Origin of the sequence: Paraclostridium benzoelyticum (assembly GCF_001006285.1) — a bacterium.
Taxonomy (GTDB): domain Bacteria; phylum Bacillota; class Clostridia; order Peptostreptococcales; family Peptostreptococcaceae; genus Paraclostridium; species Paraclostridium benzoelyticum.
Genome location: NZ_LBBT01000170.1, coordinates 1 through 25841, shown reverse-complemented (window position 1 = coordinate 25841; position 25841 = coordinate 1). Strand labels below are relative to the sequence as shown.

21 protein-coding genes are annotated in these 25841 nt (G+C 26.7%); 4 read left to right on the top strand and 17 right to left on the bottom strand.

All coding sequences use genetic code 11. The annotated features are described in order from the left end of the window. Nucleotides 1-114: 114 nt before the first annotated feature. From VN21_RS07925 to VN21_RS07915, 3 genes are read left to right on the top strand one after another with little or no spacing between them, the layout of a single operon-like run. Entirely contained in the window at nucleotides 115-1137 is a 1023-nt protein-coding gene (locus VN21_RS07925) for a polysaccharide biosynthesis protein (RefSeq protein WP_046822773.1), read from the top strand. A gap of 22 nt (nucleotides 1138-1159) precedes the next feature. Continuing rightward, the gene (wecB, locus tag VN21_RS07920; RefSeq protein WP_046822772.1) at nucleotides 1160-2281 is read left to right on the top strand and encodes a non-hydrolyzing UDP-N-acetylglucosamine 2-epimerase; all 1122 of its coding nucleotides are present in this window, start codon (nucleotides 1160-1162) and stop codon (nucleotides 2279-2281) included. A gap of 11 nt (nucleotides 2282-2292) precedes the next feature. Further along, nucleotides 2293-3150 carry a dTDP-4-dehydrorhamnose reductase family protein gene (locus VN21_RS07915; RefSeq protein ID WP_046822771.1) on the top strand — a complete coding sequence of 286 codons (858 nt, stop codon included), beginning with the start codon at nucleotides 2293-2295 and terminating at the stop codon, nucleotides 3148-3150. 77 nt (nucleotides 3151-3227) lie between these two features. Here the strand turns inward: VN21_RS07915 and VN21_RS07910 are convergent, their stop codons facing one another. Beyond that, nucleotides 3228-4427: an MFS transporter gene (locus tag VN21_RS07910; protein ID WP_046822770.1), complete on the bottom strand. Its 1200-nt coding sequence runs from the start codon at nucleotides 4425-4427 to the stop codon at nucleotides 3228-3230. Nucleotides 4428-4627: 200 nt separating this feature from the next. Between VN21_RS07910 and VN21_RS07905 the strand changes: the two genes are divergently transcribed. Further along, nucleotides 4628-5320 (top strand): glycosyltransferase, encoded by a 693-nt coding sequence (locus VN21_RS07905; protein ID WP_046822769.1) that lies wholly within the window; start codon nucleotides 4628-4630, stop codon nucleotides 5318-5320. A gap of 140 nt (nucleotides 5321-5460) precedes the next feature. Here VN21_RS07905 and VN21_RS07900 read toward each other — a convergent pair whose 3' ends face one another. From VN21_RS07900 to VN21_RS07825, 16 genes are all read right to left on the bottom strand, one after another. Next, on the bottom strand, nucleotides 5461-6129 hold the full coding sequence (locus tag VN21_RS07900; RefSeq protein ID WP_046822768.1) for an ABC transporter ATP-binding protein: 669 nt from the start codon (nucleotides 6127-6129) through the stop codon (nucleotides 5461-5463). A 64-nt stretch (nucleotides 6130-6193) separates the two neighbouring features. Next, nucleotides 6194-8752: an ABC transporter permease gene (locus tag VN21_RS07895; RefSeq protein ID WP_046822767.1), complete on the bottom strand. Its 2559-nt coding sequence runs from the start codon at nucleotides 8750-8752 to the stop codon at nucleotides 6194-6196. A gap of 135 nt (nucleotides 8753-8887) precedes the next feature. Beyond that, complete coding sequence (locus VN21_RS07890) at nucleotides 8888-10306, bottom strand: sensor histidine kinase (protein ID WP_046822766.1); 1419 nt, start codon at nucleotides 10304-10306, stop codon at nucleotides 8888-8890. Next, complete coding sequence (locus VN21_RS07885) at nucleotides 10300-11013, bottom strand: LytR/AlgR family response regulator transcription factor (RefSeq protein WP_046822765.1); 714 nt, start codon at nucleotides 11011-11013, stop codon at nucleotides 10300-10302. Before VN21_RS07885 ends, VN21_RS07890 begins: the two co-directional genes overlap by 7 nt. A 33-nt stretch (nucleotides 11014-11046) precedes the next feature. Beyond that, nucleotides 11047-12651: a hypothetical protein gene (locus VN21_RS07880; protein ID WP_046822764.1), complete on the bottom strand. Its 1605-nt coding sequence runs from the start codon at nucleotides 12649-12651 to the stop codon at nucleotides 11047-11049. A gap of 3 nt (nucleotides 12652-12654) precedes the next feature. After that, nucleotides 12655-13431, bottom strand: a complete 777-nt coding sequence (locus tag VN21_RS07875) for an ABC transporter ATP-binding protein (RefSeq protein WP_046822763.1) — start codon at nucleotides 13429-13431, stop codon at nucleotides 12655-12657. 190 nt (nucleotides 13432-13621) lie between these two features. Then, nucleotides 13622-14551 carry a carbohydrate kinase family protein gene (locus VN21_RS07870; protein WP_046822762.1) on the bottom strand — a complete coding sequence of 310 codons (930 nt, stop codon included), beginning with the start codon at nucleotides 14549-14551 and terminating at the stop codon, nucleotides 13622-13624. Between the two features lie 34 nt (nucleotides 14552-14585). Then, nucleotides 14586-15968, bottom strand: coding sequence for an MFS transporter (locus VN21_RS07865; protein ID WP_046822761.1), 1383 nt, complete (start codon nucleotides 15966-15968; stop codon nucleotides 14586-14588). 42 nt (nucleotides 15969-16010) lie between these two features. After that, on the bottom strand, nucleotides 16011-17054 hold the full coding sequence (locus VN21_RS07860) for an NAD(P)-dependent alcohol dehydrogenase (protein WP_046822760.1): 1044 nt from the start codon (nucleotides 17052-17054) through the stop codon (nucleotides 16011-16013). Nucleotides 17055-17220: 166 nt separating this feature from the next. Then, nucleotides 17221-18342 carry an ROK family transcriptional regulator gene (locus tag VN21_RS07855; protein ID WP_046822759.1) on the bottom strand — a complete coding sequence of 374 codons (1122 nt, stop codon included), beginning with the start codon at nucleotides 18340-18342 and terminating at the stop codon, nucleotides 17221-17223. A 289-nt stretch (nucleotides 18343-18631) separates the two neighbouring features. Beyond that, nucleotides 18632-20203 carry an ABC-F family ATP-binding cassette domain-containing protein gene (locus VN21_RS07850; RefSeq protein ID WP_046822758.1) on the bottom strand — a complete coding sequence of 524 codons (1572 nt, stop codon included), beginning with the start codon at nucleotides 20201-20203 and terminating at the stop codon, nucleotides 18632-18634. Between the two features lie 162 nt (nucleotides 20204-20365). Continuing rightward, a complete protein-coding gene (locus VN21_RS07845) occupies nucleotides 20366-20641 on the bottom strand; it encodes a CD3324 family protein (RefSeq protein WP_046822757.1) in 276 nt (91 codons plus the stop codon). A 360-nt stretch (nucleotides 20642-21001) separates the two neighbouring features. Continuing rightward, nucleotides 21002-21238 carry a hypothetical protein gene (locus VN21_RS07840; protein ID WP_046822756.1) on the bottom strand — a complete coding sequence of 79 codons (237 nt, stop codon included), beginning with the start codon at nucleotides 21236-21238 and terminating at the stop codon, nucleotides 21002-21004. A gap of 263 nt (nucleotides 21239-21501) precedes the next feature. After that, complete coding sequence (locus tag VN21_RS07835) at nucleotides 21502-22182, bottom strand: ABC transporter ATP-binding protein (RefSeq protein ID WP_046822755.1); 681 nt, start codon at nucleotides 22180-22182, stop codon at nucleotides 21502-21504. Between the two features lie 42 nt (nucleotides 22183-22224). Then, on the bottom strand, nucleotides 22225-24777 hold the full coding sequence (locus VN21_RS07830; RefSeq protein ID WP_084822011.1) for an ABC transporter permease: 2553 nt from the start codon (nucleotides 24775-24777) through the stop codon (nucleotides 22225-22227). Between the two features lie 380 nt (nucleotides 24778-25157). Next, a partial coding sequence (locus tag VN21_RS07825) for a sensor histidine kinase (protein ID WP_046822753.1) occupies nucleotides 25158-25841 on the bottom strand: 684 nt, incomplete at its 5' end.

Below are 25841 nucleotides of genomic sequence, written 5' to 3'. Positions count from 1 at the left end.
TATATATTTATATAATATGAGATTAAAAAAATTATGTTATTATGCACACCTCAAACTTTTTCATCATAATATTAAACATAACGACATTAAAATTCATGAAATAAGGGTGAAACTATGTTTAATAATAAGACAATTTTAGTAACTGGTGGTACTGGTTCATTTGGAAATGCTTTAATAAAAAAAATTATTAATTCAAATATAAAAGAAATAAGAGTCTTTAGTAGAGATGAAAAAAAACAAGATGATATGAGAAGATTATACAACAACGAAAAAATAAAATTTTATATTGGCGATGTAAGAGATTACGATAGTATTAATTATGCACTAAAAGGAGTTGATTATGTATTTCACGCAGCTGCTCTTAAGCAAGTTCCATCTTGCGAATTCTACCCTCTTCAAGCAGTTAAAACAAACATATTGGGAACAGAAAATGTTTTAAATGCATGTATAAGCAATGGAGTTAAAAAAGTTGTTTGTTTAAGCACTGATAAGGCTGCTTATCCTATAAATGCGATGGGCATATCAAAAGCAATGATGGAAAAAATAGCTATATCTAAATCTAGACTATTAGACCCTCATGATACATTAATTTGTATTACTAGATATGGAAATGTTATGGCATCTAGAGGTTCCGTAATACCTCTTTTCATAGAACAAATAGAAAATAAAAAAGATTTAACTATAACCGATCCAAATATGACAAGATTTATGATGAGCTTAGATGATGCAGTTGAACTTGTTTTATACGCATTTGAGCATGGTAACCAAGGTGATTTATTTATACAAAAATCACCAGCTTCAACTATAGAGTGTCTATCAAAAGCTTTAATTGAAATATTTAATGCATCCGATATAAAAATTAGAACTATAGGAACAAGACACGGTGAAAAACTATATGAAACACTAGCTACAAGGGAAGAACTTTCAAAGTCTGAGGATTGCGGTTCTTACTATAGAATATTAGCTGATAATAGAGACTTAAATTATGATAAGTATTTTATATCCGGAAAAGATCATGTCTCTTATTTAGAGGATTATAATTCTCATAACACTTATAGATTGAGCTTAGAAGAAACAAAAGATTTGTTATTAAATCTTGATTTTATAAAAAATAAACTAAATTCATTTTCTAAATAAAGCAATTGAGTGAGGTTAAATTATGATAAAAATAATGACTATAATTGGAACTAGACCCGAAATAATAAAATTAAGTAGAGTTATAAATGAACTCGATAAATATACGAATCACATAATAGTTCATTCTGGGCAAAATTATGACTATGAACTTAATGAAGTATTTTTTAAAGATTTAGAAATAAGAAAACCAAATTATTTCTTAAATTCAGCAAAAGGTAATGCTATAGAAACAATTGCTGATATTTTAGTAAAAGTTAATGAATTATTAGATATAGAAAGACCCGATGCAATTTTAATATATGGAGATACAAATACATGCCTATCTGTAATTGCTGCTAAAAAGAAAAAGATACCCATATTTCATATGGAAGCAGGAAATAGATGTTTTGACTTAAGAGTCCCCGAAGAAATAAATAGAAAGATTGTAGACCATTTAAGTGATATTAATTTTACACTAACAGAACATGCAAGAAAATATCTAGAGGCCGAGGGAATACGACCAGAAACTATAATCAAATCTGGCTCTAGTATGAAAGAGGTATTTAAATATAATATGGATAAAATTAATCGGTCTTCCATATTAAAATCCCTATCCTTAAATCCAAAAGATTACTTCGTCGTTAGTGCCCATAGGGAAGAAAACTTAGATTTAGACAATAATTTTGCACAGCTTCTTACTTCATTAAATAAAATAGCAAACCATTATGATAAAAAAATAATCTTTTCTACACATCCTAGAACTCAAAAAAAAATAGATCTTATAGAAAATCTAGAACTCGATCAAAGAATAATTTTGTTAAAACCATTAGGTTTCTTTGACTATATAAATTTACAATTAAATGCATATTGTACTTTATCTGATAGCGGTACCATAACTGAAGAGTCCTCTATACTAGGATTTCCTGCAATAACTATAAGAAACTCCCACGAAAGACCTGAAGGTATGGATGAAGGCACCTTAATAATGAGTGGCTTAGATTACGATACAATACAAAACTCAATAGATATTGTAGTTGGTCAGTCTAGTGATAACTGTATGAATATAGTAAAAGATTATGATACTGAAAATGTTTCAAAAAAAATTGTACGATGTATCGTAAGTTACATCGATTATATAAATAGAAATGTTTGGAATAAACACTAAGGAGGGTTTATATGCAAAAAGTATTAATATTTGGTGCCACGGGAATGGCAGGACATATGGTTTCAATGTATCTATCTAAAATTAAAGAAAAATACACTGTATATAATGTTTGTCATAATTCCAAACTAAATGAAAATAGCATACTATGTGATATAAACGACATTAATAAAATAAATAGTATAATTGATTATGTAAATCCAGACGTAATTATTAACTGCATAGGTGTATTAAATAAATCCGCTGAACTAGATATTAAAAACACTATATATGTAAATACATTTTTCCCAAAACTACTAGATAGAATAGGAGAAATGAAAAATATAAAAATATTACATTTAAGTACAGATTGTGTATTTAATGGCTCTAAGGGAAACTATTCAGAAGAATCTTTTAAAGATGAAGACGGTATTTATGGATTAAGCAAAAACTTTGGAGAAATATATGGTAAGAATTCACTTACAATTAGAACTTCTATTATAGGTCCTGAATTAAAAAACGGAAGTGGGTTATTTAACTGGTTTATGCATCAAGAAGGAATTATAAAAGGTTTTACTAATGTGTATTGGAATGGAATTACAACATTAGAACTTGCAAAGGTTATAGATAAAGCATTAGATTTAAATATACAAGGTATTTACAACATAGCTAACGAGACTAAGATCTCTAAATACAATTTACTAAATTTAATGAAAAGTGAATTCAAAAAAGATAATATTGAAATAGAAAAATTTGAAGAAATTCATTGTGATAAAAGCTTAATTTCAGTAAAAAAAGATTTTAACTACAAAGTAAATCCATATGAAGTTATGTTAAAAGATATGCATATTTGGATGGAAGAAAATAAAAGTTTATACAAGTTATATTTTTAAATTATTTATACCCAATGAGTTTTGTATTATATTAAACTCATCGGGTATAAATTGTAATAACTTTAAAAACTCTGTAATTATATACACGCTTTTTTATGTAGTCCTAGATAAACTATAGAAACTATAATTGAAACAAAAAGTAGTCCAAAGAATAAAAAAGATTTGTTTATTTCATATATATACGCTGATATTATAGGTCCAAATGCATATCCACATGACTCTGCTGCTCCTACAAATCCAAATACAATCCCTTTAATTCTTGGCTTATCTCCGAATTCGGATAATGAGCTTTGTAATGATGCATTTAAAAAAGTTGCACCTAAAAAATACACTATAATAATTACAGTAAAAATAGGTATACTTCTTGTTAGCGCCAGTCCTAATAAGCTTATATTCATAACAGCAAATGATAAGAACAATTGCCTTTTATTTCCTATCTTATCACTTACCCAACCCGCAATAGGCGCACCTACTCCAAATACAATTAGATATATAGATATTATTGCAGATGTATATGATGTTGTTGCTCCTAACACATCTCTTCCATAAAAGTGAAAAAGTGCAACAACACAACCATATATAAAATCTCCTAAAAATGCAATAGTACCTAAAACTAATATCTTATATCCCAGTTTAAATTTCCTTATTTCTGAAAATATATTATTTGATTTGCATGATCTACTTGCTCTTGTTTTACAATGATTACTATTCCTTTTTATTTTTAATTTTACATATATTAATGATAGTAATATTATTATAGATGATGTATAAAATGATAAATTATAGTCTCCTGCCTTTGAAACTATAAATCCTCCTATAGCTGCTCCAATTCCTCCACCAAAGGTAAACACTGCTGAAGCTAGCCCTGTACTTTCTCCTCTTTTTTTGAGATCTAGAGATCTTGATAATATTGAAAATGTAGCTGGTGCAGCCATACCTAATATAGCCCCCTGAATTATATATATCCATCCAGATATCAATTGAGATTTATTTAACGTATATGAAAAAGGTATAAATACCATTAGTAAAATAGCTAGCATTAAAACTAATTTATCACCTATAAAATCAGATATAACTCCAAAAGGTATTTGAACTATTGCTTTGCTAACTCCGTATAAAGAAAGTATTGTTCCTATCATTACAGTGGTTACTCCTATTGAGTTTAGATACAATGGTATTATAGGAATCATAACACTATAACCTATCCCAAAAATTAACCTATAAGTACAAAATGTCCTTAGTTCTTTTTTTGTAAATAGAACACTACTCTTTAGCATTTAAATCATTCTCCTAGAATTTAATTTTCTTTACACTTTATTATATTCCTGCATATAAAATCTATTCACATAGTGCTTTCTTTAGAGAATTTATTTAATAACTATACATATTTCTTCAGTAACTTTACAATATATAACTTCATATAATAATATTAATTATTTATTTTTTTAAAATTTTATTAATAAAGGTATGGTGTAAAATGTTTAATGATATTTCAATTATAATTCCATATAAAGAAAGTACCCCCGAAAGATCTAAAATTTTTGAATTTGTTATTAATAGATATAAATCTTTAATGCCTGATGCTGAAATATGTATTGGTTGTAATGAAGGTGTATTTAATCAGGCTAAATCGTTAAATGATGCAATAAAAAAATCTACTAGAAAGTATCTACTTTTCATGGACAGCGATGTAATAATAAATCCCGATACTGTTACTAAATGTATTGAAATGATAGAAATTTATGATGTAGTTTTTACACATGATTTATTAATAAGACTTACGCCTGAATTTTCTAAACATATAATGGATAATAATATCTTAATTCTCAATCAACGCTTAGAAAATTTCGCAGGTCAATATTTCCATTATCCTTTAAACTCTATTTGTATGATAAAAAAAGAGTTATTAAATAAAACAGGTTGCTTTGATGATAGATTTGAAGGTTGGGGCCATACTGACACAGCTTTTAGAGAAGTTTTATTAGCTGCTACTCCTAATGTAACCACTTTAAAATTCCATACTATATACCATCTTCATCATAATTACGATTCTAATTTTAAAAATGATACACATTTAAATAATAATTTTAAAATTTTCGAAGAAAATTACACACCTTCTAAAATTTCTGATACTATGAAATATTTAGCAGAGAGATACAAAAATTCATAAAAACTTATTATAAAAGCTCTAAAAGTTAGTAATATAAAAATATATCTACCTTTTAGAGCTTTTTTATTCTAAATTTAATCAATGATAATTATATATTTAAAGTATCTTTATTTCTTAGATTGAAATTGCAATGAATATAACTAATTAGATATAATTTTACCATCACTAATCGTGATAATATTATCGGCACTCTGAGCAATTTCATCATCATGAGTTATCATAACTAATGTTTGTTTATATTCATTAACACAAAACTTTAATATATCCATTACTTCTTTAGTTGTTTTACTATCTAAATTTCCAGTTGGCTCATCTGCAAATATAATTGAAGGTTTGTTTGCAAGAGCTCTAGCAATTGCCACCCTCTGTTGTTGCCCTCCTGATAATTCATTGGGGAATTTCTTTACTTGAGATTTAAGGCCTAATTTTAGTATTAAATCTTCTACATGCTCCTTATCTACTTTTTTACCACTAAGTGAAACAGGTAATATTATATTATCATAAATGTTTATAACTGGTATTAAATTGTAGCTTTGGAATATAAAACCAAATTCTTCACTTCTTATTTTTGATAACTTATCATCATTTAAAGTATATAAATCTAAATCATCCATAAATACTTTTCCTGAAGTAGGTTTATCAAGTCCTGCCATACAATGAAGTAGTGTGCTCTTTCCTGACCCACTTTGCCCAATGATAGCTGTAAATTTATGAGGTTGTATATCTAAGTCAACACCGTCAATAGCTCTTACTTCACTATCCCCCTTACCATATACTTTTCTTAAATCTATAGTTTTTAAAGTTTTCATAAATTCCTCCCAAAATAATAATATTTGTTACTTCTTAGTGTATAAAAATTACTTATATCCAAATTTAATCATTATCTTTTATCCCTTCAGTAATACTAATCTTGTTAAACTCTCTATTACTTGTAATTACTGCGAGTATGCATACAGCAATAGATATAACGAGAAATGTAATTGATTCCTTAACTGGGAATGTAAAATTCATGAAATGCTCTATACCAAAATTTTCATACGCATTATTATTCCAATTTACAAATTTAATTAAGTTTATTGTACTTGGAATTAAAGTAATAATAAAACTTAATATTGCATAAGCTAGAGCTTCATACACAATCATTTTTTTCATATTTTTCATACTTAATCCCATTGCTCTAAGTGTTGAAATCTCCTTCTTTCTAATAAGTAAATTTGTTCTTATTGTGCAGTATATATTAATTCCCGCTATTATAAGAACCAATGCTATGATTGATAGCTGTGACTTATGGTACTTCTCAATGCTATTTTTTTGCATCTCATAAAAACTTAGCTTATTTTTAAATTTAGATAAAGGTATGTTATTAGAAATTTTTTCTATTTCTTTATTTACAGCTTTATCATATGGGTTTTGTAAATTTATACCTAACTTAGTGTATTTTTTTTCACCAGTAATCGCTTTAGAATCCTTATTAGATGCGAATATCTTAAACGTAGGAGAAAAATTACCGTCACCTAATGCTATCCAATCAGGTTTTAAGATTGCACATACCCTTACTTTTCTTTCTTTATATACAGTTTTATCATTTTCTGTAATTGGAATTTTTATTGTGATAATATCTCCTACCTTCATATTCGTAAAAACTTTTTTAATTGTACTATCCTTAACTATATCATAAAAGTAATTATATACTGCTACATTTGGACAACCATCTGTTACGTTTCCAATGTCATCTATATTTCCCTCTTCTACAAAATTTTTTAATTTGTTATTTATATAATCATTTTCATATAATGTTAACGTGGTGTCATATTCCATTTTATTTTTTTTCTTTACTCCATTGTACTCTATAAATTCTTTGTTTATATCATCCTTCTTAAATTCAAATAATCCATCTACTATCTGTATAGCATCTATACTTTTTACGTCATTTATATTTTTTATTTCATTTACATCGCTATCTGTGTATTTTAAATTATCTATATCTGAAGTACCTCCAAAGAATTGCATTTCTATATCATATAGATTTTGCATATTCTCAATTTTATCAGTTACCTCACCTTGCATACTTGAAAATGTAGTTATAAATACATATCCCCCTAGTGCAATTGATACCATTGATATAAATGCTCTAGTTTTATTCCTTCCAATATTTTTCAGTCCCATAAATCCATAAACTCCAAATATTTTGTTTAAAAACTTATTTAATTTATAGCTTCTATTAGAACCTTTGATCTTATCTGTTTTCTTTATGGATCCAATAGGTGATATATTACTAACCTTTATGATAGGTACAATACAAGAAACAATAACGGAAAGTACACCTGGTATTATAGCCTTCATAATACTTTCATTACTTATATATAATTTAGGCTTAATTACTGCTTCTTTATACAGTGAAGGATCTGATATATTTATTCCTACATATGAATACCCAACACCTATAATTAATCCAATCAATATCCCTACAACCATTATAATTAATGCTTGGTATACTATAATTAGACTAATATTTTTTTTACTTGAACCTACTAATCTAAGTAACCCCATTTCTTTTATCGTTTCATTTAGTGTTATATTAAAAATGTTAAATACAAAAATTACAGATGTCATTATGATTAAAGCCTGACTTTTATAAGCATTTGTATCGTCGCTGTCGATTTCTACGTCCATTAATTTTTGTACAAGGGGCACATTTGGTAGATAACTATTTTTTCCTAAGTTATGTTTCATCATAAGATTTTCAGCTTGTCCCCTGACATCTTTCCAACCACTCTTTAAACTTAAAAGACTATTATAAGTAATTGTATCTTCTGGTATAATATTATCCTTTTCATTATTTCCATAAGTAAATGCTTCAATTTCATATATAGTATCATAAAATCCCTTTGGCTTTTCTGTAATTCCTACAAGTTTAAAGATTTTATCTGTAGTGTAAAATTTGCTATTTCCTTCTGAATCTTTATACTTCTTTTTTATTTTAAAATCTAAGTTAGAATTTAATCCAGTAGATATATTCATTGCTTCTATAGCCTTTTTATCCATTACTATTTCATTGTTATTCTCAGGAAGTCTGCCTTTTATCAGTTTACTTGACATCCTATTCATGTAATCTTCATTTGCCGATTTTAAATAAAATGAATTTCCTTTTCGATCTGCAATATTACCTAAATTTTGTATTGTAGTAATTTTTGATGTATTTTCATCATTTTTTAACTTTTCAGTACTATTAAAATTTAAACCTCTAAATTCAACATGATATCCACCATAAAGTTTATTTATTGCTTTTACACTATTTTTACCATTGGATTCTTTTATAACATTTGTCCCAAATATTAAGACCACACCTAATACAACCCCTAATATTAAAAGTGAAGTTCTAAGTTTATTTTTTTTCAAATATGATAGTGACATTTTAAAGTATATTCCCATAAAATTACTCCCCCTTTTTATAATTTACTTAGTATCAAAAGATTTTACCAAATAAAAAATAAGGATGTTATCTTTTGCTATTAAAAGATAACATCCTTATTTTTTATTATCAATATATATGCCCCAACTAGTAAGTTAATTGGCCCAACTGTCAGTATTTTGATTGAGTGGTATGTATATATTTATCATAAATTTATTTTTTTCATCTTCAAATAATATTTCTCCATTGTATTTCTCTAAAGATGACTTAACACTTTGAATTCCAATTCCATGCATAAATTTATCTATTTTATCAGTTAATAATATATCTTTATAAATTTTAACACTATTAACTTTACTATTTTCACATTTAATTATAAAAAATGATTTTATTATAGTTCCTTTAATTCTAATATATTTATCAAGATCTTCATAAGTTATTTTATCACATGCTTCTATTGCATTATCTAAAATGTTATCAAATATACTAGATACATCTATCGGTTTTATAAAGTTAACTTTTGAAAAGTTAATATCACATGTAAAGTTAATTCCTTTATTTGTACATACTTTACTTTTTTCATTTATTATAATATCAAGTATCATATTACCTGTATTATAAATACATTTAAAATCTTTAATTTCATCTTTTAAATTATTAATATACTCATCAACTTCTGAGCTATTATTTTTAAGATTATCTATACAACAAATATGATTATTTATATCGTGATAAAGCTTTTTAACCTTTACATGGGACTCTTGAATGCTCAAATAATATTTATATTGCATATCTAATTTATTTTGCATTAGCTCATTCTGAGCTTTTAATTTATTTTCTTTTATAGTTCTTCTAAATATTATTATTATAATTATGCTACTAGCTATTACTAATTTTGGAATCACCAATTGATCAAAATAAGGCCATTCATCTTGCAGTACCGGTACTGACATCTTCCATTCAAACAACAGCTTACTTAGAGCATAATAATTTCCTATAGGATAAACTCCCATTGTGTATCTTCCAACTATATTAATAATATTAGCCATTAATGCAATAAGTAAATATATATAATTTCTTTTTTCACTATTAAATAAATTTAACTTCTTGTTAATAAACATAAGTATCGCAAAGGTAAATATTATGAATATATACGAACATATTTGAACTTTGATCCCATCACCATAAGATACTAAAAGTGCTTGTTCAGATGATATAGAACTTCCAGTAAATCCAATGAATAATATTCTATATACAACTTCTTCGTATAAATCGTAATATACATTAAATAAATAAAATAAAACTACATATTTAACATATCTTACATTATAAAAGTAATTAAAATATATCCCCCAAATAATAAATACTATAGCATCAATTAAATAATTTATACTAATAGTGTATTTTTTAAATCCATTTATTATAGATATGATATAAATTAATGATACTAAAATATAAAATACAATTTTTTGATTTTTATTTCCTTCTTTTTTATAAGTTATTAATGCTTTAAATATAACAAATTGTATAAGTATTGATAACCCTAATATTATGTAAGATGTAAATTTTAACATATGGAATCACCAAGAAATTTTAAGAATTTAGTCTTTATATCTTTATATCTATACCTACTAACAGCCACTTCTTCTCCACTTTCCAATATTGCAATATTTGACTTTATATTTTCTACATAACTTAGATTAACTATGAAGCTTTTATGACATCTTACAAATGTGTCTATGTTTAAGTCTTTTTCTACTTTTTCTAAACTGTATTTTACTTGGAAATTTTTGTTTATAGTATGTATTAGCATGTCCTTTTTTTGGACTTCTATATAAGTTATTTCATTTGAGTTAATCTTATATGTATTAGACTTATTCTTTATTATTATATAATTATGTTTACTTAATTTGATTTCTTTAATACATGTTAATAAATGTTTCTTTAACTCTTCGAAATTTATAGGTTTTAATAAGTATCTGTAAGCTTTTACCTCATACCCGTCTTGTACATAATCTATTAAAGAGGTTATAAATATTATCTCCATTTTATTTCCATATTCTCTAATTTTCCTTGCAACATCCATCCCATTAATATTGTCCATTTTTATATCTAAAAGTAGTATATCTACATCTTTTAAATTAGCTTCTAATAGTTCTTCTCCAGAGCAATATTTGCTTAATTCATATTCTATATTTTCTTCATCTAATATATTCTTAATGTAGTTTTCTATTAAAAGTCTCATCTCTATTTCATCTTCACAAATTGTTATTTTAATTATAATCCCCCCTTAAAATTTTATCTATTAAGTATTTTACCTCATATTAAAAGTTTTTTTAAACAAAATTAAGTCTACTATAAAAATAACGATTAGATACATACTTACTGCTAATGACCCTATAAACGAAATAAGTAAATGAATACCTCCCATAATAAGTATTAAAAACATCATTAAGTAATTCTCTACTATTCCATCATTTTTTTTAAGAACATTAATTGGTCGAGAAAAAGGCATACCTTTATCGATTGTTTTAAATGTGATTATTATGATAAATACTGCAACTAAAAATGTAATTATTATATGTGGTATTATACTAAATTTATAAAAATATACAAAAACTATAGATTGAATTAAATAAAGTGGAAGTATTAAATTAATCAAACAAGCTTTAACAGATGCCTTATGTACATTCATTTTATTTTTTATATTTACTGTTTTATATATGTATGATGCTTTATAGTTTTTAGAATATTTTATAACTATCATTATGTTGGGAATTATCATTAAAGAAAAATATAAAAACATATACATATATGAACTTATATATTTTTCGTTCTTATCAAAGATCATATATATAGGATATACACAGTAAAGTCCAATGGTTGGATAGACTTTATTCTTAAAATCCCTATCATTTTTCATTATATTAGAAATAAAGTTAAAAAATATTCTCTCTTCTTTATCTTTACATATAACTTTGCTTAGTGTCATTGTAACATTATACTTTTTTATATTTTTACTATAGCTTTCATCACTAAGTTTTTGAAGTTTATTTTCAAATACTGGTGTAAATTTTATGTATATTAAAATTGATATTATAGGTATCACAAAAGCTAAAAAAGAAAGTATACCCAATGTTCTATTTATATTTCCTGTTGTTATTATTTCAAATGGAGCTGCAAACCAAAAAGGTGGTAAAATATAGCTTACTACCCCTAAGCCAACATTATTGAATATATTCATGCTTTGCGATATATTAATTACAAATATATATGCAATGCTAAATACCATTGTAACTATAATCTGTATAATGCTAATTACATCTTTAAGTTTTTCTCCCTTGAATAGTTTTAATATAAATAAATAAACTAGTCCAGATAGAATTACCATAAAAATATCTATAAGCAATATTTCTATTAAAAATACCAAAGAAAATATTAAACCATACTTTATTGATGCAATTATTGTAAATCCACTTAATGATATACTTATACTTATCATATATATTAAAATATGTGTTATTTTAGATGCATTTAATGTTTTTAGACTTATTCCTTTTGTAGCTAATATCCCTTTATCTTTTATATCTAATATTACAGATGAAAAATCTGATATAAATGTTGTAATCATAAAAAACATAAACATAGAAAAGTATAAAGCCATAGCTGTGAATATATTTTGACTATTTATTATAATAATCATCATACATAATCCAATAATTGCATATACTATTTGCATTATTTTATATTGATTTGAAGATTCTCCATATTGATTATTATTTAACAAATTAGATATTTTCCTGGAATCTATAGTTAACTTTGTACTTAGTATTAGTCTCATATCATCATAATCAACTCCTAATTTTTCATATAAAAATCTAAATTTATCAAGTATCTTTAGCGAAATAAAATTTTGCATATCCTACACCTCTTTTAATATAGATATAAATTTTTCGGCAAGTTCTTTATGTTCACTAAAGCCTGTAAGTTGATTAAATATTTGTTCTAGAGATTCTTCATGTACACGTTCTTTTAAGTCATTAAAGTTACCATCTGCAACTATTTCTCCATTATTTAATAGCACTATTCTGTCACTTATTTTTTCTACAACTTCCATAATATGTGATGAGTAAAAAATTGTCTTACCTTCTTTTTTCAAGCTTATCATAATTTCTTTTATTATCATTACACTATTTGCATCTAAACCACTTAGCGGTTCATCTAAAAATAGTATATCTGGATTGTGTATTAAGCTTGAGATTATAACTACCTTTTGTTTCATCCCTTTTGAAAAAGATCCAATTCGTGAGTTATATGCATCTTGTATTCCTAAGACATCCATCAGTTCATAAGCTTTTTTATCTGCAGTATCGTATTCTAACCCATAAAGCTGGCCTATAAATGTTAAGTACTCTCTCGCAGTTAAACATTCATACACTTCTGCCATCTCTGGTACATAACCTATCCTTTTTTTATATTTTTCATCTCCAGTTGATATATCTTCTCCAAAAACCTCAACTACACCTGTATAACCCTCAACTAGTCCTAAAATTATTTTGACAGTTGTACTTTTCCCAGCTCCATTTGGACCTATATATCCTACGATACTCCCCTTGTCTATCTCTAAATCTATACCTTTTAAAACTTCTTTCCCTTCGAAGTTTATTTTCAAATTTTTTATAAATATCGCCTTATCCATAACTGCTCCCCTTAGTACTTTTTATTTTACATGTTTTTCCAAATTATACCATATAGATTATTTTCATTCAAATTTCAAAATTGTTTCTTTTTAAATCGTTATTTCAATTGGTAATTGAGATCGCTCATATTAAAAAGAGATATTAGACTATATTTCTAATACCTCTTAATCAACTTTATAATATATATTACTACAAATAACTCTTTACTTCATCCCAAGTAGGTATAGACTCCAAAGCCCCTAACTTAGTTGTAGTAATACCACCAACTAAATTAGCATATTTCACAATTTCTTCAATATTTTTACTTGGTTCATTTAGTGTTTGAGCTAAAACAGCTCCAATAAATGCATCTCCTGCGCCTGTAGCATCTTTCATTTCTAGTTGTTTTGTTTTTATCAATACTTTCTTTTCTTTAGTTACCAGCATAGACCCCTCTTTCCCTAAGGTAATAACAAGATTCTTACATCCCAAATTTATGAGATAATCAGCAGCTCCTTCAATATTGTCTTTATTACTAATTAAATAAGCTTCTTCTTCACTTAATTTAACTATATCACTACCTTTGATAAAATCTTTGCAACAATTTATAAACATCTCTTTGTCATTTTTAAATAAGCTATCTCTATAGTTGGCATCAAAAGATATTAATTTATTATTATTTAAAGCATACTCTTTTAATTTATAATAAGTATTTTTTAGTTCTCCCTCTAAAAACGCTGTTGCACTTCCAAAATGGAATAAATCAAATTTGTCCAAATCACTTTTTATCATTTCAAAAGATAAAAATTCATCTGCACCTCTTGCAAATTCAAAGTCTCTATCTCCATCTTCCTTTAATGATACGAATGCAAAAGTAGTATTCTTGTCCTTTAATTTAAACATTAAATTCGTATTTATGTTATTTTTATTAAAAGTATTTTCTAAAAACATACCAAAAGCATCATCTCCAACAGTTCCACAAAAATAAGCTTGAGCACCTAATTTTGATATTGCTGCTGCAACATTGGCAGGAGCTCCACCTGCTTTTTTTATAAAACCTGAAGTATCAATTAAGTTTTTACCTGTATCTATAGATATAAAATCTATAAGTGCTTCTCCTATACAAATTACTTTTTTCATTTTCTATCTCCTTTAACATTTAATTCCTAGCTTCTCATCTATTTTTAAGATCTTCAACTATATCGTTATACGTAGATTTATTTAACTTATATGCTAACAATACAATACCTGTAATAACCCACATTACACCTGGTATAGTTGTAAATGAATGTTTCATAATTGCTAGTACTACTTTATTTTGCGGTTGATTTGCAACATATCCAAAGGCACCTAGTGATAAAGCTAATACAGACGTACCTAAAGCCATACCTATTTTATTGCCTAGCGAAATAAATGCATATTGAAAACCATCATTTCTTATACCTGTTTTCCACTCACCATACTCAACACAATCTGGAATAATCGCATATATAGCAGTATTGAATCCTGAAAAGAAAAATTGAGCTAACCCCGATAATATGTAAAATATTATTGGTGATGTGCCTATGCTAAATTTATAAAGAATTATCATAGATATACCTGTGCAAATTGCAAAAACTGATGCCGCTCTACCCTTATTTTTTGTCCATTTAAATAATAAAGGAAAACATGCTGCCCCTATTATAGATGGAATCATAATAACTAGTGAATATGTGCTAAAGAATTTAACGTTACCTTCAACATAAGTAAAATAATACAATGCATTTGCATTTCTTCCATATAGCGTTAATCCAAATAATAATTGACCAATAAATGCTAATATGTAAGGTTTATTTTGTAGAATTGCCTTAAGCTCAACTTTTAGAGATAGTTTTTGTTTTTGAGGACCCTCTACCACTTCTTTAGTTTTTGCAAAGCAGAATATATGACATAAGGCAAATATAATTCCATAGACTATAGCAACTAATAAATAACCTTTTTGAGCATTTCCATTACCTAAATTATCTATCAATGGTACTGTAATAATATTTATAATGCTTATAGCTATCATGGCACTAACTGAACGTGATGTATTTATCTTAGCTCTTTCTTCTATATCTTGAGTCATAGCTCCACATAATGTACCATAGGGAATATTAACACAAGTGTATCCCAATACAAGAATGCAATAAGTTATTACCATATAAACTATCTTTGAGGTATCGCTCCAATCAGGATGTCCCCAAAATGTTAATACTAATACAATTGATGTTAAAGGTGCTGCAATTAATAACCATGGACGATATCTGCCCCATCTTGTATTTGTTCTATCACTCAAACTCCCAATAATAGGATCATTTACAGCATCCCAAAATCTTGAAAATAGCATAAGCATAGATACAGCTGCCATACTTATCCCAAACACATCAGTATAAAAAATCATTAAAAAGTTTCCTACAAACATCCAGCTAAAATTACAACCTACATCTCCCATACCATAAGCAATTTTACTTATTAAAGGTACTTTTCCACTTGTACTTTTATTCTTATTTACATCTGATATTGTGTTTTCAATCATGTTATCTCCCCTTATTTAATTAAGTAATTTACTATGCATCTCTTATATTTTAATAACAGCCTTTACTATGTCACTTTTGTTATTTACGCTATAATCCATAGCTTTTTGAACTTCATCTAAAGTAAACTCATCTGTTACTATTCCTTTTAAATTAACTTTTCCGTTTGCAACAGCTTCTATTGCCATTGGGTAAATATGGCGATATCTAAATACTGTTTTAAATGTAAGTTCTTTATCTAATACTAAACTCATAGGTAATGTCATTTCCCCTGTTTTACTATATCCAACTAACACTACATTAGTACCTTTTTTAGCCATATGTATACATTGAATAGTAGTTATTTCAGCACCTGCAGTTTCTATAGCTAAGTCACAACCTTTGCCATCTGTTAATTTCATTATCATTTCTACAGGATCTGCTTCTTTAGAATTAATAACACCTGTTGCACCTAATTCTAAGGCTTTTTCTAATCTTTTTTCCATAATATCGACTACATATACATTAGAAACTCCCATAGCTTTTAATGCCATCATAGTTACAAGTCCTATACATCCAGCCCCCATTACAACTGCTGTTTGACCAGCTTGAGCTTGTCCTTGAATCGCTGCATGAAAACCTACAGCTAAAGGTTCAATTAATGATCCTTCAATTGTGCTAACGTTTTCCGGAAGCTTAAAACATAAATCAGCTTCATGACATACATACTCTTGGAAAACTCCATCTACTGGGGGTGTAGCAAAGAATATTACTTCTTGACAAAGATTATATCTTCCTGTTTTACAAAATTCACAGTGTCCACATGTTTTTCCTGGTTCAAGTGCTACTTTATCTCCAACCCTTAGATGTTTCACTTCTTCTCCTACTCCAAATACAACTCCTCCTGGTTCATGACCTAGTACAAATGGTGGTTCTACAATATAATCTCCTATACGACCTGTCTCGTAATAATGAAGATCTGATCCACAAATACCTACATATTCTAGTTTAACAAGAACCTCATTAGCTTTTGGTTGTGGTACTTCTTTTTCTATAAATCCCATTTTACCTATTCCATTCATTACTGCGACTTTCATTTTATTTTTCATCTGTACTCCCCCTAATATGTAATTACTTTTATAAAACATTTTATAAAAGTAATTACATTATGTCATATCTATTACTAAAAATCAATATTTTGCTAAAACTTTTTTCAAAATAAAAAAATTACTATATGATAATAATAATTTAACTTATCATATAGTAATTTTAACTTTATATTAGCGAATCAAAGAAATTATCTACAAACTGTATCCCAGCACCTACTGCTGAGGCTTCTTTTTTATATTTAGCAGCACTTACATAAGAAGTGTCAATCTCAAAACTATTGTATTTAGATATACTTTTATTAATATCTAAAATATAATTTTCTAGGTAACCACCTACATATCCACCTAAAATTATATGGCAATCAAATACCATCCTTAAGTTAGTAACGACTATAGCAAGATTATCTAAATACTCATTCCATATACTTAAATATTTTTCATTTCCGTTTTCTAATTCTTTAAAAAATAAATCTAAATCATGATCTGAATTCTGAGATAATACATTTGCAGAACAATAAGCATCTACACATCCATTCTTACCACAATAACATGACTTACCATCTGGTCTAATTATTATATGTCCAAACTCTGCACTTTTTAAGTTATCACCCATATAAATACTATTATTCATATAGATAGCCCCTCCTACAGTGTTGCTAAGAGATAAATATATACACTGCTTATTATTTAAGGTAATTTCAGCATATGCAGCGCTATTTGCATCATTTTTAAAACATGTATCATATTTTATAAACTGGATAAAGTTTTTTAAACTTATATTACTTAACTTTAGCGTATGAGAACGAGTTAGTATTAAGTTATCCTCATCTACAATTCCTGGTATAGATATACCTACCCCTAATATTTTATCTATATCTACATTAGATTCTTTAATGAAATTATCTACTAATCTACCCAATGTTTCATAGTAATCTAGTGAGTCTTCATACCTACATCTAATTCTTTCTTTTTTTATCATATTCCCTTTTAGATTTAATAATACAAAGCTTATATGATTATTGGTTATGTCTACTCCTATTGAGTATTTAATATTTTCAGAAATAGAAAGTACTTTTGCCTTTCTACCTCCAGTAGATTGATATTTCCCAACCTCAACAACAATTCCAGTCTCAATTAATTCTTTTATATTTTGTAGCACCGTAGGCATACTAAGGCCTAGCAATTTGCAAATTTCTTGCTTTGAAGTTTCATTTTGTTTATATATAAATTTGGCTATTTTAGCTTTATTTGACATTTTATAGTCTTCAATATTACTTTTCTTAATCATAAAATTCTCCCTTTGTTTTATAAAAACTTTTATAAAACTAATTATAGATTAAAGTATATATATAATCAATAAAGCAAAATAAATTGTCGTCCTTCTTTAAGAAGAATATAATTGTAAAAATATGCTTTTGAGCATTTGAACAGAGATAAGGTGTATTCCATAATTAAGGCAGATGATTCTAATATCAACACTTATTTAAAACAGAACCTATTATAAAATATATAGATTTGTTGCTATGATATAATCCACATGTAAGTAAAAATGTATTGACTATTTAACCAATACATCTTTATGGGTTCTCAATTGTGGAGTATATTTTTAAGTTTTCACAGTTTAATACATCGCTTACAATATCTTTATAAAAATCACGCTCATGACATACTAAAATCAAACTTCCTTTATACTCTTTTAATGCTCTTTTAAGTTCATTTTTTGCATCTATATCTAAATGATTTGTTGGTTCATCTAAAATTAATATGTTACTTGATCTATTCATAAGTTTACATAGTCTAATCTTTGATTGCTCTCCTCCGCTTAGTATACTTATTTTACTATCTATATGCTCGTTAGTTAGCCCACATCTGGCTAGCATACTTCTAATTTCATATCTATTGCACTTATAAAATTCATATCTATTGCACTTATAAAATTCATTCCATATTTCTTCCAAAGCCGTATTGTCATTTTCTATTTTTGTTTCTTGTTCAAAATATCCTATTTCTTGATGTTCTCCAATTTTTATATTTCCACTTATAGGTATATTAATTCCAATTAGACTTTTTAATAAGGTTGTCTTTCCTATTCCATTTGAACCAATTATAGCTATCTTTTGGCCTCTTTCCATTTTTATATTTATAGGCTTACTTAACGGTTTATCATACCCTATAATTAAATCTTTTGTCTCAAATATAAGCTTTCCTGATTCCTTAGATTCCATAAATTTAAATTTTGGCTTTGGCTTATGTTTTGCTATTTCTATTCTATCAATTTTATCTAGTTTTTTTTGTCTGGACTTTGCCATGCCACTTGTTGATGCCCTTGATTTATTTTTTGCAATATATTTTTCAAGCTTAGAAATTTCCTCTTGCTGTCTATTGTAAGCGGACCTTAATTGAAGTTTATTGGATTCATATATCTTCATAAAACTTTTATAATTACCGACATATCTTGTTAGTGATTTATTTTCAAGATGACATATTATATTTACAACACTATTTAAAAAATCTAAATCATGAGATATTAATATAAATGCATTTTCATAAGATTGTAGATATTTTTTTAACCATTCTATGTGCTTTTCATCTAATAGTAATATATCTGGCTTCTCTAAAAGTAATTTTGCTAATAATACTTTCGTTCTTTGACCTCCACTTAATTTTGAAACATCTTTGTCTAAGCCAATATCTCTAAGGCCTAAACCAAGTGCTACTGATTCTACTTTTGAATCTATACTATAAAATTCATTCTTAATTAAAATTTCTTGTATATCATTAGTTTTTTCAATAGCTTTCGTAATTTCTCCCATATCCATTGAAGCCATTTGATTATATATATTATTAAGTTTACATTCCATATCAAATAGATTATGAAATGCTTCCTTTAAAGTATCTCTTATAGATTTTCCTTCTTTAAGATGAGTGTGTTGGTCTAAATATCCAACATTTATTTTGCTACTCCAATGTATATTTCCACTATCAGGTATTATTTTATTGGTGATTATATTCATAAAAGTTGACTTACCTTCACCATTTGCTCCCACAAGTCCTACATGTTCTCCTTTTAATAATCTAAAATATATACCTTTAAATATATCTCTATCTCCAAACCCATGGCTCATATTTTCAACTATTAAAATGCTCATTTTCATTCCTCGTTTCTTGCATTAATTTTCATATTAAAATCATAACATTTTAAAATATAGTAACCAAGTTTATAAATACTTCTGTAATAATATAGACTTTTTAAGTTATACAAATAGAAAGTGTCTCAAATAATTATAAACATCATTTGAGACACTTTCTATTTATATAATTTGTTTTTCTTGTCTAATAATTCTTCTAATACTATTTTCAGTAAGGTAGTATTGCTTAGTAAGTTCTTTAATAGATATACCTTCTTTATACTTGTTAAAAATCTCTATATTTCTTTTCTTTAAATCATTCTTACTTCCACTATTTTCTCCCCAAGATTTTTTATTACTAGGCTTTCTAGGTATATATAAATATCCACCATCTATATATTCTTGAATTAATTCAATAACATCTTCAGGTAATATATTTTGTGCTTTTTCGTATTTCATGATTCTCGCTCCTATTTACTTTTTAGTTCGTAAATAATTAAGCAAAGACTGCACAAAACAACTTAACCGAATTTAATCTCGGCTCCGAACAAAGTTTAGTTCTGTATATATATTACAGTCTTTGCGCAGAGCCAGGAACAATAACTAGTGCTGGTTTATTTTGCATAAGATAACACTCCTTTATATTAATTTATATTTTTATATTATGAATAGAATACATCACATAAATTATATCATCTGTATTGGTATTATTCAAAGGTCATAAATAATTCTGTATTAAATTTGACCAAGACTGTATTATAAACAAAAGAAAAGCACTGATCTAAAGCCTAAGCCTTAAAATCAGTGCTTCTTAGAAAATTAATCTACTAACTTCCAAAATCCTGTTTTAGGTGTTACAAATAATTCATTCCCATCAAACTCTTTATATTCAGTGCATCCTCTTTTTAATATTTTTTGTACTATAAAACTCGACTCAGCCATTCCCGAATGTATCAGCATTTTTGCTAATTTTCCAAATCTCATCTCTCCATTTTCTTCTAATATATCTATCATCTTAGCTTGTATTTCCTGTATTTGTTGTTTAGTATACTCCATGGTCTATCTCCTTTAATCTTATCTTTATATCTATATTAACAAAATACCTATACAAATTAAAGTTTAAAGTTCTAACTAATCCCGAACCTACTAGAAAGTTCTCTAAATTCCTAATCTTTTGAGTCACCTATATTATAAACTGGAATATTTAAATCTTTGGAATCTGCATAAACAAATAAATTTATAACATTATTATTAATTTATAGGGAGTCGTAAATACGCCCCCTTCTCTTTCTGTTATTTTAGTATATACACTTTAACTATTATCTAATTTTTTCTATACTTTTTACTTTTCCATCGCCTATAGTTACAACTATATCAGCCATTTTTGCTATTTTTTCATCATGAGTTATCATGACTAAAGTTTGATTAAATTCCTTTACACTCATGCAAAGCATGTCCATAACTTCTTTACTAGTTTTACTATCTAAGTTTCCAGTAGGTTCATCTGCAAATATTATAGAAGGTTTGTTTGCAAGTGCTCTAGCTATTGCTACTCTTTGTTGTTGGCCTCCCGAAAGTTCATTTGGAAATTTATTAATTTGACTTGAAATACCTAGCTTCTTAATTAAAGTATTTATGTAATCTTTGTCTTCTTTTTTTCCATCTACAGATACAGGAAGAATTATGTTGTCATATACATTCACAACTGGTATTAGATTATAACTTTGAAATATAAATCCAAATTCTTCTCTTCTTATCTTTGATAGTTTATCATCATTCATAGTATAAATATCTATATCATCAAGATACACATTTCCTGATGTTGGCTTATCAAGCCCCGCCATACAGTGAAGTAATGTGCTTTTACCCGAACCGCTTGGACCTATTATAGCTATAAATTTATTAGGTTCTATTTCCAAATCTATGCCATTCAATGCATATACTTTATTATCTTCTTTTCCATATATCTTTTCTATATTTTTTATAATTAATTTTTTCATAACTCTCTGCTCCCTCATTGTTACTTTATACTCTTTTTAAATTTAATCATTTTCTGAAATTCCTTCTGTTATTGATATTCCTTCTATCTTATCTTTAGATACATAGACTGAAACGAATCCTATAATTATAAATATTGTAAATAATATAATTATTTGGTTCCAAGGCACATTAAATTCTATAGTTCTTTCAAAGCTTCCTTCCATAAGACTTTTATTAGCATTTGAAATTCCTACATAATGATATACAGTTGCAATTATAGCACCTATTGTAGATGCAATCATTCCATAAAATTGACTTTCTATTATCAAAGTTCTTTTAATATCCTTAAGACTCATCCCTAACGCCCTTAGTGTTGATATCTCTTTTTTCCTTGCAATAATATTACTTCTCATAATAAAAATACTATTGACAGAAAGTATAAGTAAAATTAAGCATTGATATATTACATTAAGTCTATCTTCTGAACTTTGTTGTGCTCCAATAAGTTTCATATCTTCACCTTTACCCGATATTGAAGAAAATGCATAATCTTTTGTCAGTTTCTCTAATCTTTCTTCAACTAAATCCGCCTCACCTTTTTCAGTCATTACATAAATCTTATTATAATCCTTTTGATTCGTTAATTCTCTATAATCATCTTCTCTAAATATTACTTGTGCTCCATTTGCATCAACATTTCCATCTTGAGATGCTGCATAAACTTCTTTCATAATAGCACTAACCTCTACTTCAAAAGTTTCATACTTTTTAATACCCTCTTTATATACAGGTAGTTTTACATCTATGATGTCCCCAACATTTACATCGTCAATAACCTTTGCTTCAAACGAATGAGTAACTTGTGAATTGGTGTTATTTACTAATATAACCTTTTTATACTGTCCAACTTTAGCATCTATCAAATTTTTCCCTTCTTGAATAAATGAACCTCTAATTTTTAACATATCATCGCTATATCCTCTTATAAGAAGTGGATACTCATTATTATATTCATCTTTATACAGTTCAGTATTTCTGTTTAATTCTTCTTGATAAGCTTTAGATATTTTATCTTTAGAAAGTAAGATATGTCCGTCAGGATTATAAAAGTTTGGTTCTACACTTTGCACTCCTTCTATATTTTTTATATCTTCTATCATATCATTATCAACTTTATAAAATAAATTTTCTGACCTATTATAACTGCCACTCACAGTTTTATCTACGCTTCCATATGACATTCCCCAGATACCACCAGTTATACCTTCCTCTATGTTGGTTTTCAATGTGTCTTTTAATGCAAAGCTACATATAAACATTGTTCCAACCATTGTAATTGCAAGAATTGTTATAATAGTTCTAGTTTTATTTCTCCATATATTCCTAATCGCAATACTTCTAATTATGTTCTTTTGTCTTCTAGTTGTATTATTATTCTTTTTCTTTGATTTTTTCTTATACTTTTCACTGTCCTTTATTGAATCAACTATAGACATCTTTATAGATTTTCTAACTACTATAAAACTGCTTATAGCTACTGATACTACTGATACTATAAAAGAGTAGGCTATACTTATACCTTGTATAGTTAATCTAGAACTATGATCATATACTAATCTTACTCCAATATATGACACAATCATCCCAAATAATATACCTATCACCGTCCCTAAAACTATATAAATAAGACTTAACTGTACAAACATAGTCTTTATTTTCTTCCTCGACATACCAATCGATCTCATAAGTCCTATTTGAATTGTCATATCTTTAAGAATAATATTAAAAATATTATATATTACAAGACTAGATACAATAACTAAAAGAATTATTTTTTTGATATTTTCTATATTATTTTTAGATATATCTTTGAAAAAATTAGCTGCACTAACTTCGGCATTTTCATAAAAATATCCATCATTAAGACTAAGATTTAATTTCTTTTCCATCCTATTTAAAAAATTAGATGTATTTTTTTCAGACTTAAGAAATATCGTTCCTTTGTATGTATCTTTAGTTTTTATAGGTAACTTAGCTTCTTTATATACAAAAGCTTGAGTCTTAACACCACTTATTGATCTAGATAGAGAACTGTAATATCTATCTGGTTTTTCAATTAATCCAACAATTTTAAATGTTTTGTTTTTACTATCTATCTTGTTTATTCTATTAACATCAACATAATTATTCATTAACAACATATCTATATTCTTATTTAATGGGTTACTTATTCCCATTTGTTCTGCAGCTTCTTTTTCTATAACTATTTCCCCATCTTTTCTTGGTTCTCTTCCTACTATCTTATAATTAAGTGAATTTATAAAATTTTCATCATAAGAATTTAAATCTAACTTAACCCCATTTTCTTTATTGACTATTTCACAAAAATATTTAACTTTACTTGCCTTTTTCACTTCATTGTCGGCTTCTAATTGTTTGACTTTATCTATATTAAGTCTTTCAAACCATACTTGATAATCACCATGTAAATCTTTTGCTTCTTGTATTTGAGAATCATATCCCGAATCTCTAATTACATTCATAGAGAAAATAAGCATAACTGCAAGTGCAATACTTGATAATAGTGCTATAGTTTTTCCTTTTTGTTTTTTCATATAAGATATTGCTAATTTAAATGTAATCAAATTTCCACCCCTTCTTTCTTGTATTAAATACTTTCATAAAAAATTCGCTTCGCTCATGTCGCTCAAATTTCATGTCGTCAACGTCCACTCGGTAAACTCGTGTCCCGTTACTCAAACGACTCCGTCCGTTGCTCAAAATGTCATTTTTTACTTTCACCAAAATATTTGTATCACTATGTTACATAAGTTATACACAAATATTCGTTAATCATAAATTTCTTAAGCGTAAAAAATGTTACCTTCTTTATCATCAAAGGTAACATTTCTAAAATTCGTATTCAATATAAGTCCGACAAGTGGTATTTTTTTACGGACAACTGTCACGTTAATCGAATATTTTTATTAAATTTTTACTCGAATGGGATATGAATACTAGTTATAAATTTAAACTCACTATTCTTAATTTTTAATTCTCCATTATACTTTTTTATTGAAGATTTTATACTATCTAAACCTATTCCATGAAGAAATTTATCTTTTTTAGAAGTTAAAATCTTATTGTTTTTAATTATTACTTTATTTGTTTTGCTGTTTTCACATCTTACAACATAATAGCTCTTTATAAAGATTCCCTTTATAGTTATATATTTTTCTATATTATTATCATCAATTTTATTACATGCTTCTATTGCATTATCTATTAAATTTGAAAATATACTACTTATGTCAATCATATCTATGAATTCACATTTACTAAAATCTATGCCTACACTAAAATCTATATTATTTTTTATACACTCTTTACTTTTTTCATATAATATAATATCTAATAAAGCATTTCCTGTATTATAAATATTTTTATTATTTTTCACTTCATCTTCGATATTGTTAATATATTCATTTACGTCTTCACTACTATTTTTTAGTGATCTTATGTTTTCCATATGATTATTCATATCATGATATACTTGTTTCATTTTTTCTTGTGATTCCTTAACCATTAAATAATATTTATATTGCATATCTAATTTTTCGTTTACAATTGCTCTTTTTGCTTTTTCTTTTTCTGATTTTATAGAGTTAATAAATATAGA

What these genes read in the sequence shown, in the direction of transcription:
- VN21_RS07925 (WP_046822773.1), top strand. Translation starts at nt 115, where the DNA reads ATGTTTAATAATAAGACAATTTTAGTAACTGGTGGTACTGGTTCATTT.
- wecB (WP_046822772.1), top strand. Translation starts at nt 1,160, where the DNA reads ATGATAAAAATAATGACTATAATTGGAACTAGACCCGAAATAATAAAA.
- VN21_RS07915 (WP_046822771.1), top strand. Translation starts at nt 2,293, where the DNA reads ATGCAAAAAGTATTAATATTTGGTGCCACGGGAATGGCAGGACATATG.
- VN21_RS07910 (WP_046822770.1), bottom strand. Translation starts at nt 4,427, where the DNA reads ATGCTAAAGAGTAGTGTTCTATTTACAAAAAAAGAACTAAGGACATTT.
- VN21_RS07905 (WP_046822769.1), top strand. Translation starts at nt 4,628, where the DNA reads ATGTTTAATGATATTTCAATTATAATTCCATATAAAGAAAGTACCCCC.
- VN21_RS07900 (WP_046822768.1), bottom strand. Translation starts at nt 6,129, where the DNA reads ATGAAAACTTTAAAAACTATAGATTTAAGAAAAGTATATGGTAAGGGG.
- VN21_RS07895 (WP_046822767.1), bottom strand. Translation starts at nt 8,752, where the DNA reads ATGGGAATATACTTTAAAATGTCACTATCATATTTGAAAAAAAATAAA.
- VN21_RS07890 (WP_046822766.1), bottom strand. Translation starts at nt 10,306, where the DNA reads ATGTTAAAATTTACATCTTACATAATATTAGGGTTATCAATACTTATA.
- VN21_RS07880 (WP_046822764.1), bottom strand. Translation starts at nt 12,651, where the DNA reads ATGCAAAATTTTATTTCGCTAAAGATACTTGATAAATTTAGATTTTTA.
- VN21_RS07875 (WP_046822763.1), bottom strand. Translation starts at nt 13,431, where the DNA reads ATGGATAAGGCGATATTTATAAAAAATTTGAAAATAAACTTCGAAGGG.
- VN21_RS07870 (WP_046822762.1), bottom strand. Translation starts at nt 14,551, where the DNA reads ATGAAAAAAGTAATTTGTATAGGAGAAGCACTTATAGATTTTATATCT.
- VN21_RS07865 (WP_046822761.1), bottom strand. Translation starts at nt 15,968, where the DNA reads ATGATTGAAAACACAATATCAGATGTAAATAAGAATAAAAGTACAAGT.
- VN21_RS07860 (WP_046822760.1), bottom strand. Translation starts at nt 17,054, where the DNA reads ATGAAAAATAAAATGAAAGTCGCAGTAATGAATGGAATAGGTAAAATG.
- VN21_RS07855 (WP_046822759.1), bottom strand. Translation starts at nt 18,342, where the DNA reads ATGATTAAGAAAAGTAATATTGAAGACTATAAAATGTCAAATAAAGCT.
- VN21_RS07850 (WP_046822758.1), bottom strand. Translation starts at nt 20,203, where the DNA reads ATGAGCATTTTAATAGTTGAAAATATGAGCCATGGGTTTGGAGATAGA.
- VN21_RS07845 (WP_046822757.1), bottom strand. Translation starts at nt 20,641, where the DNA reads ATGAAATACGAAAAAGCACAAAATATATTACCTGAAGATGTTATTGAA.
- VN21_RS07840 (WP_046822756.1), bottom strand. Translation starts at nt 21,238, where the DNA reads ATGGAGTATACTAAACAACAAATACAGGAAATACAAGCTAAGATGATA.
- VN21_RS07835 (WP_046822755.1), bottom strand. Translation starts at nt 22,182, where the DNA reads ATGAAAAAATTAATTATAAAAAATATAGAAAAGATATATGGAAAAGAA.
- VN21_RS07830 (WP_084822011.1), bottom strand. Translation starts at nt 24,777, where the DNA reads ATGAAAAAACAAAAAGGAAAAACTATAGCACTATTATCAAGTATTGCA.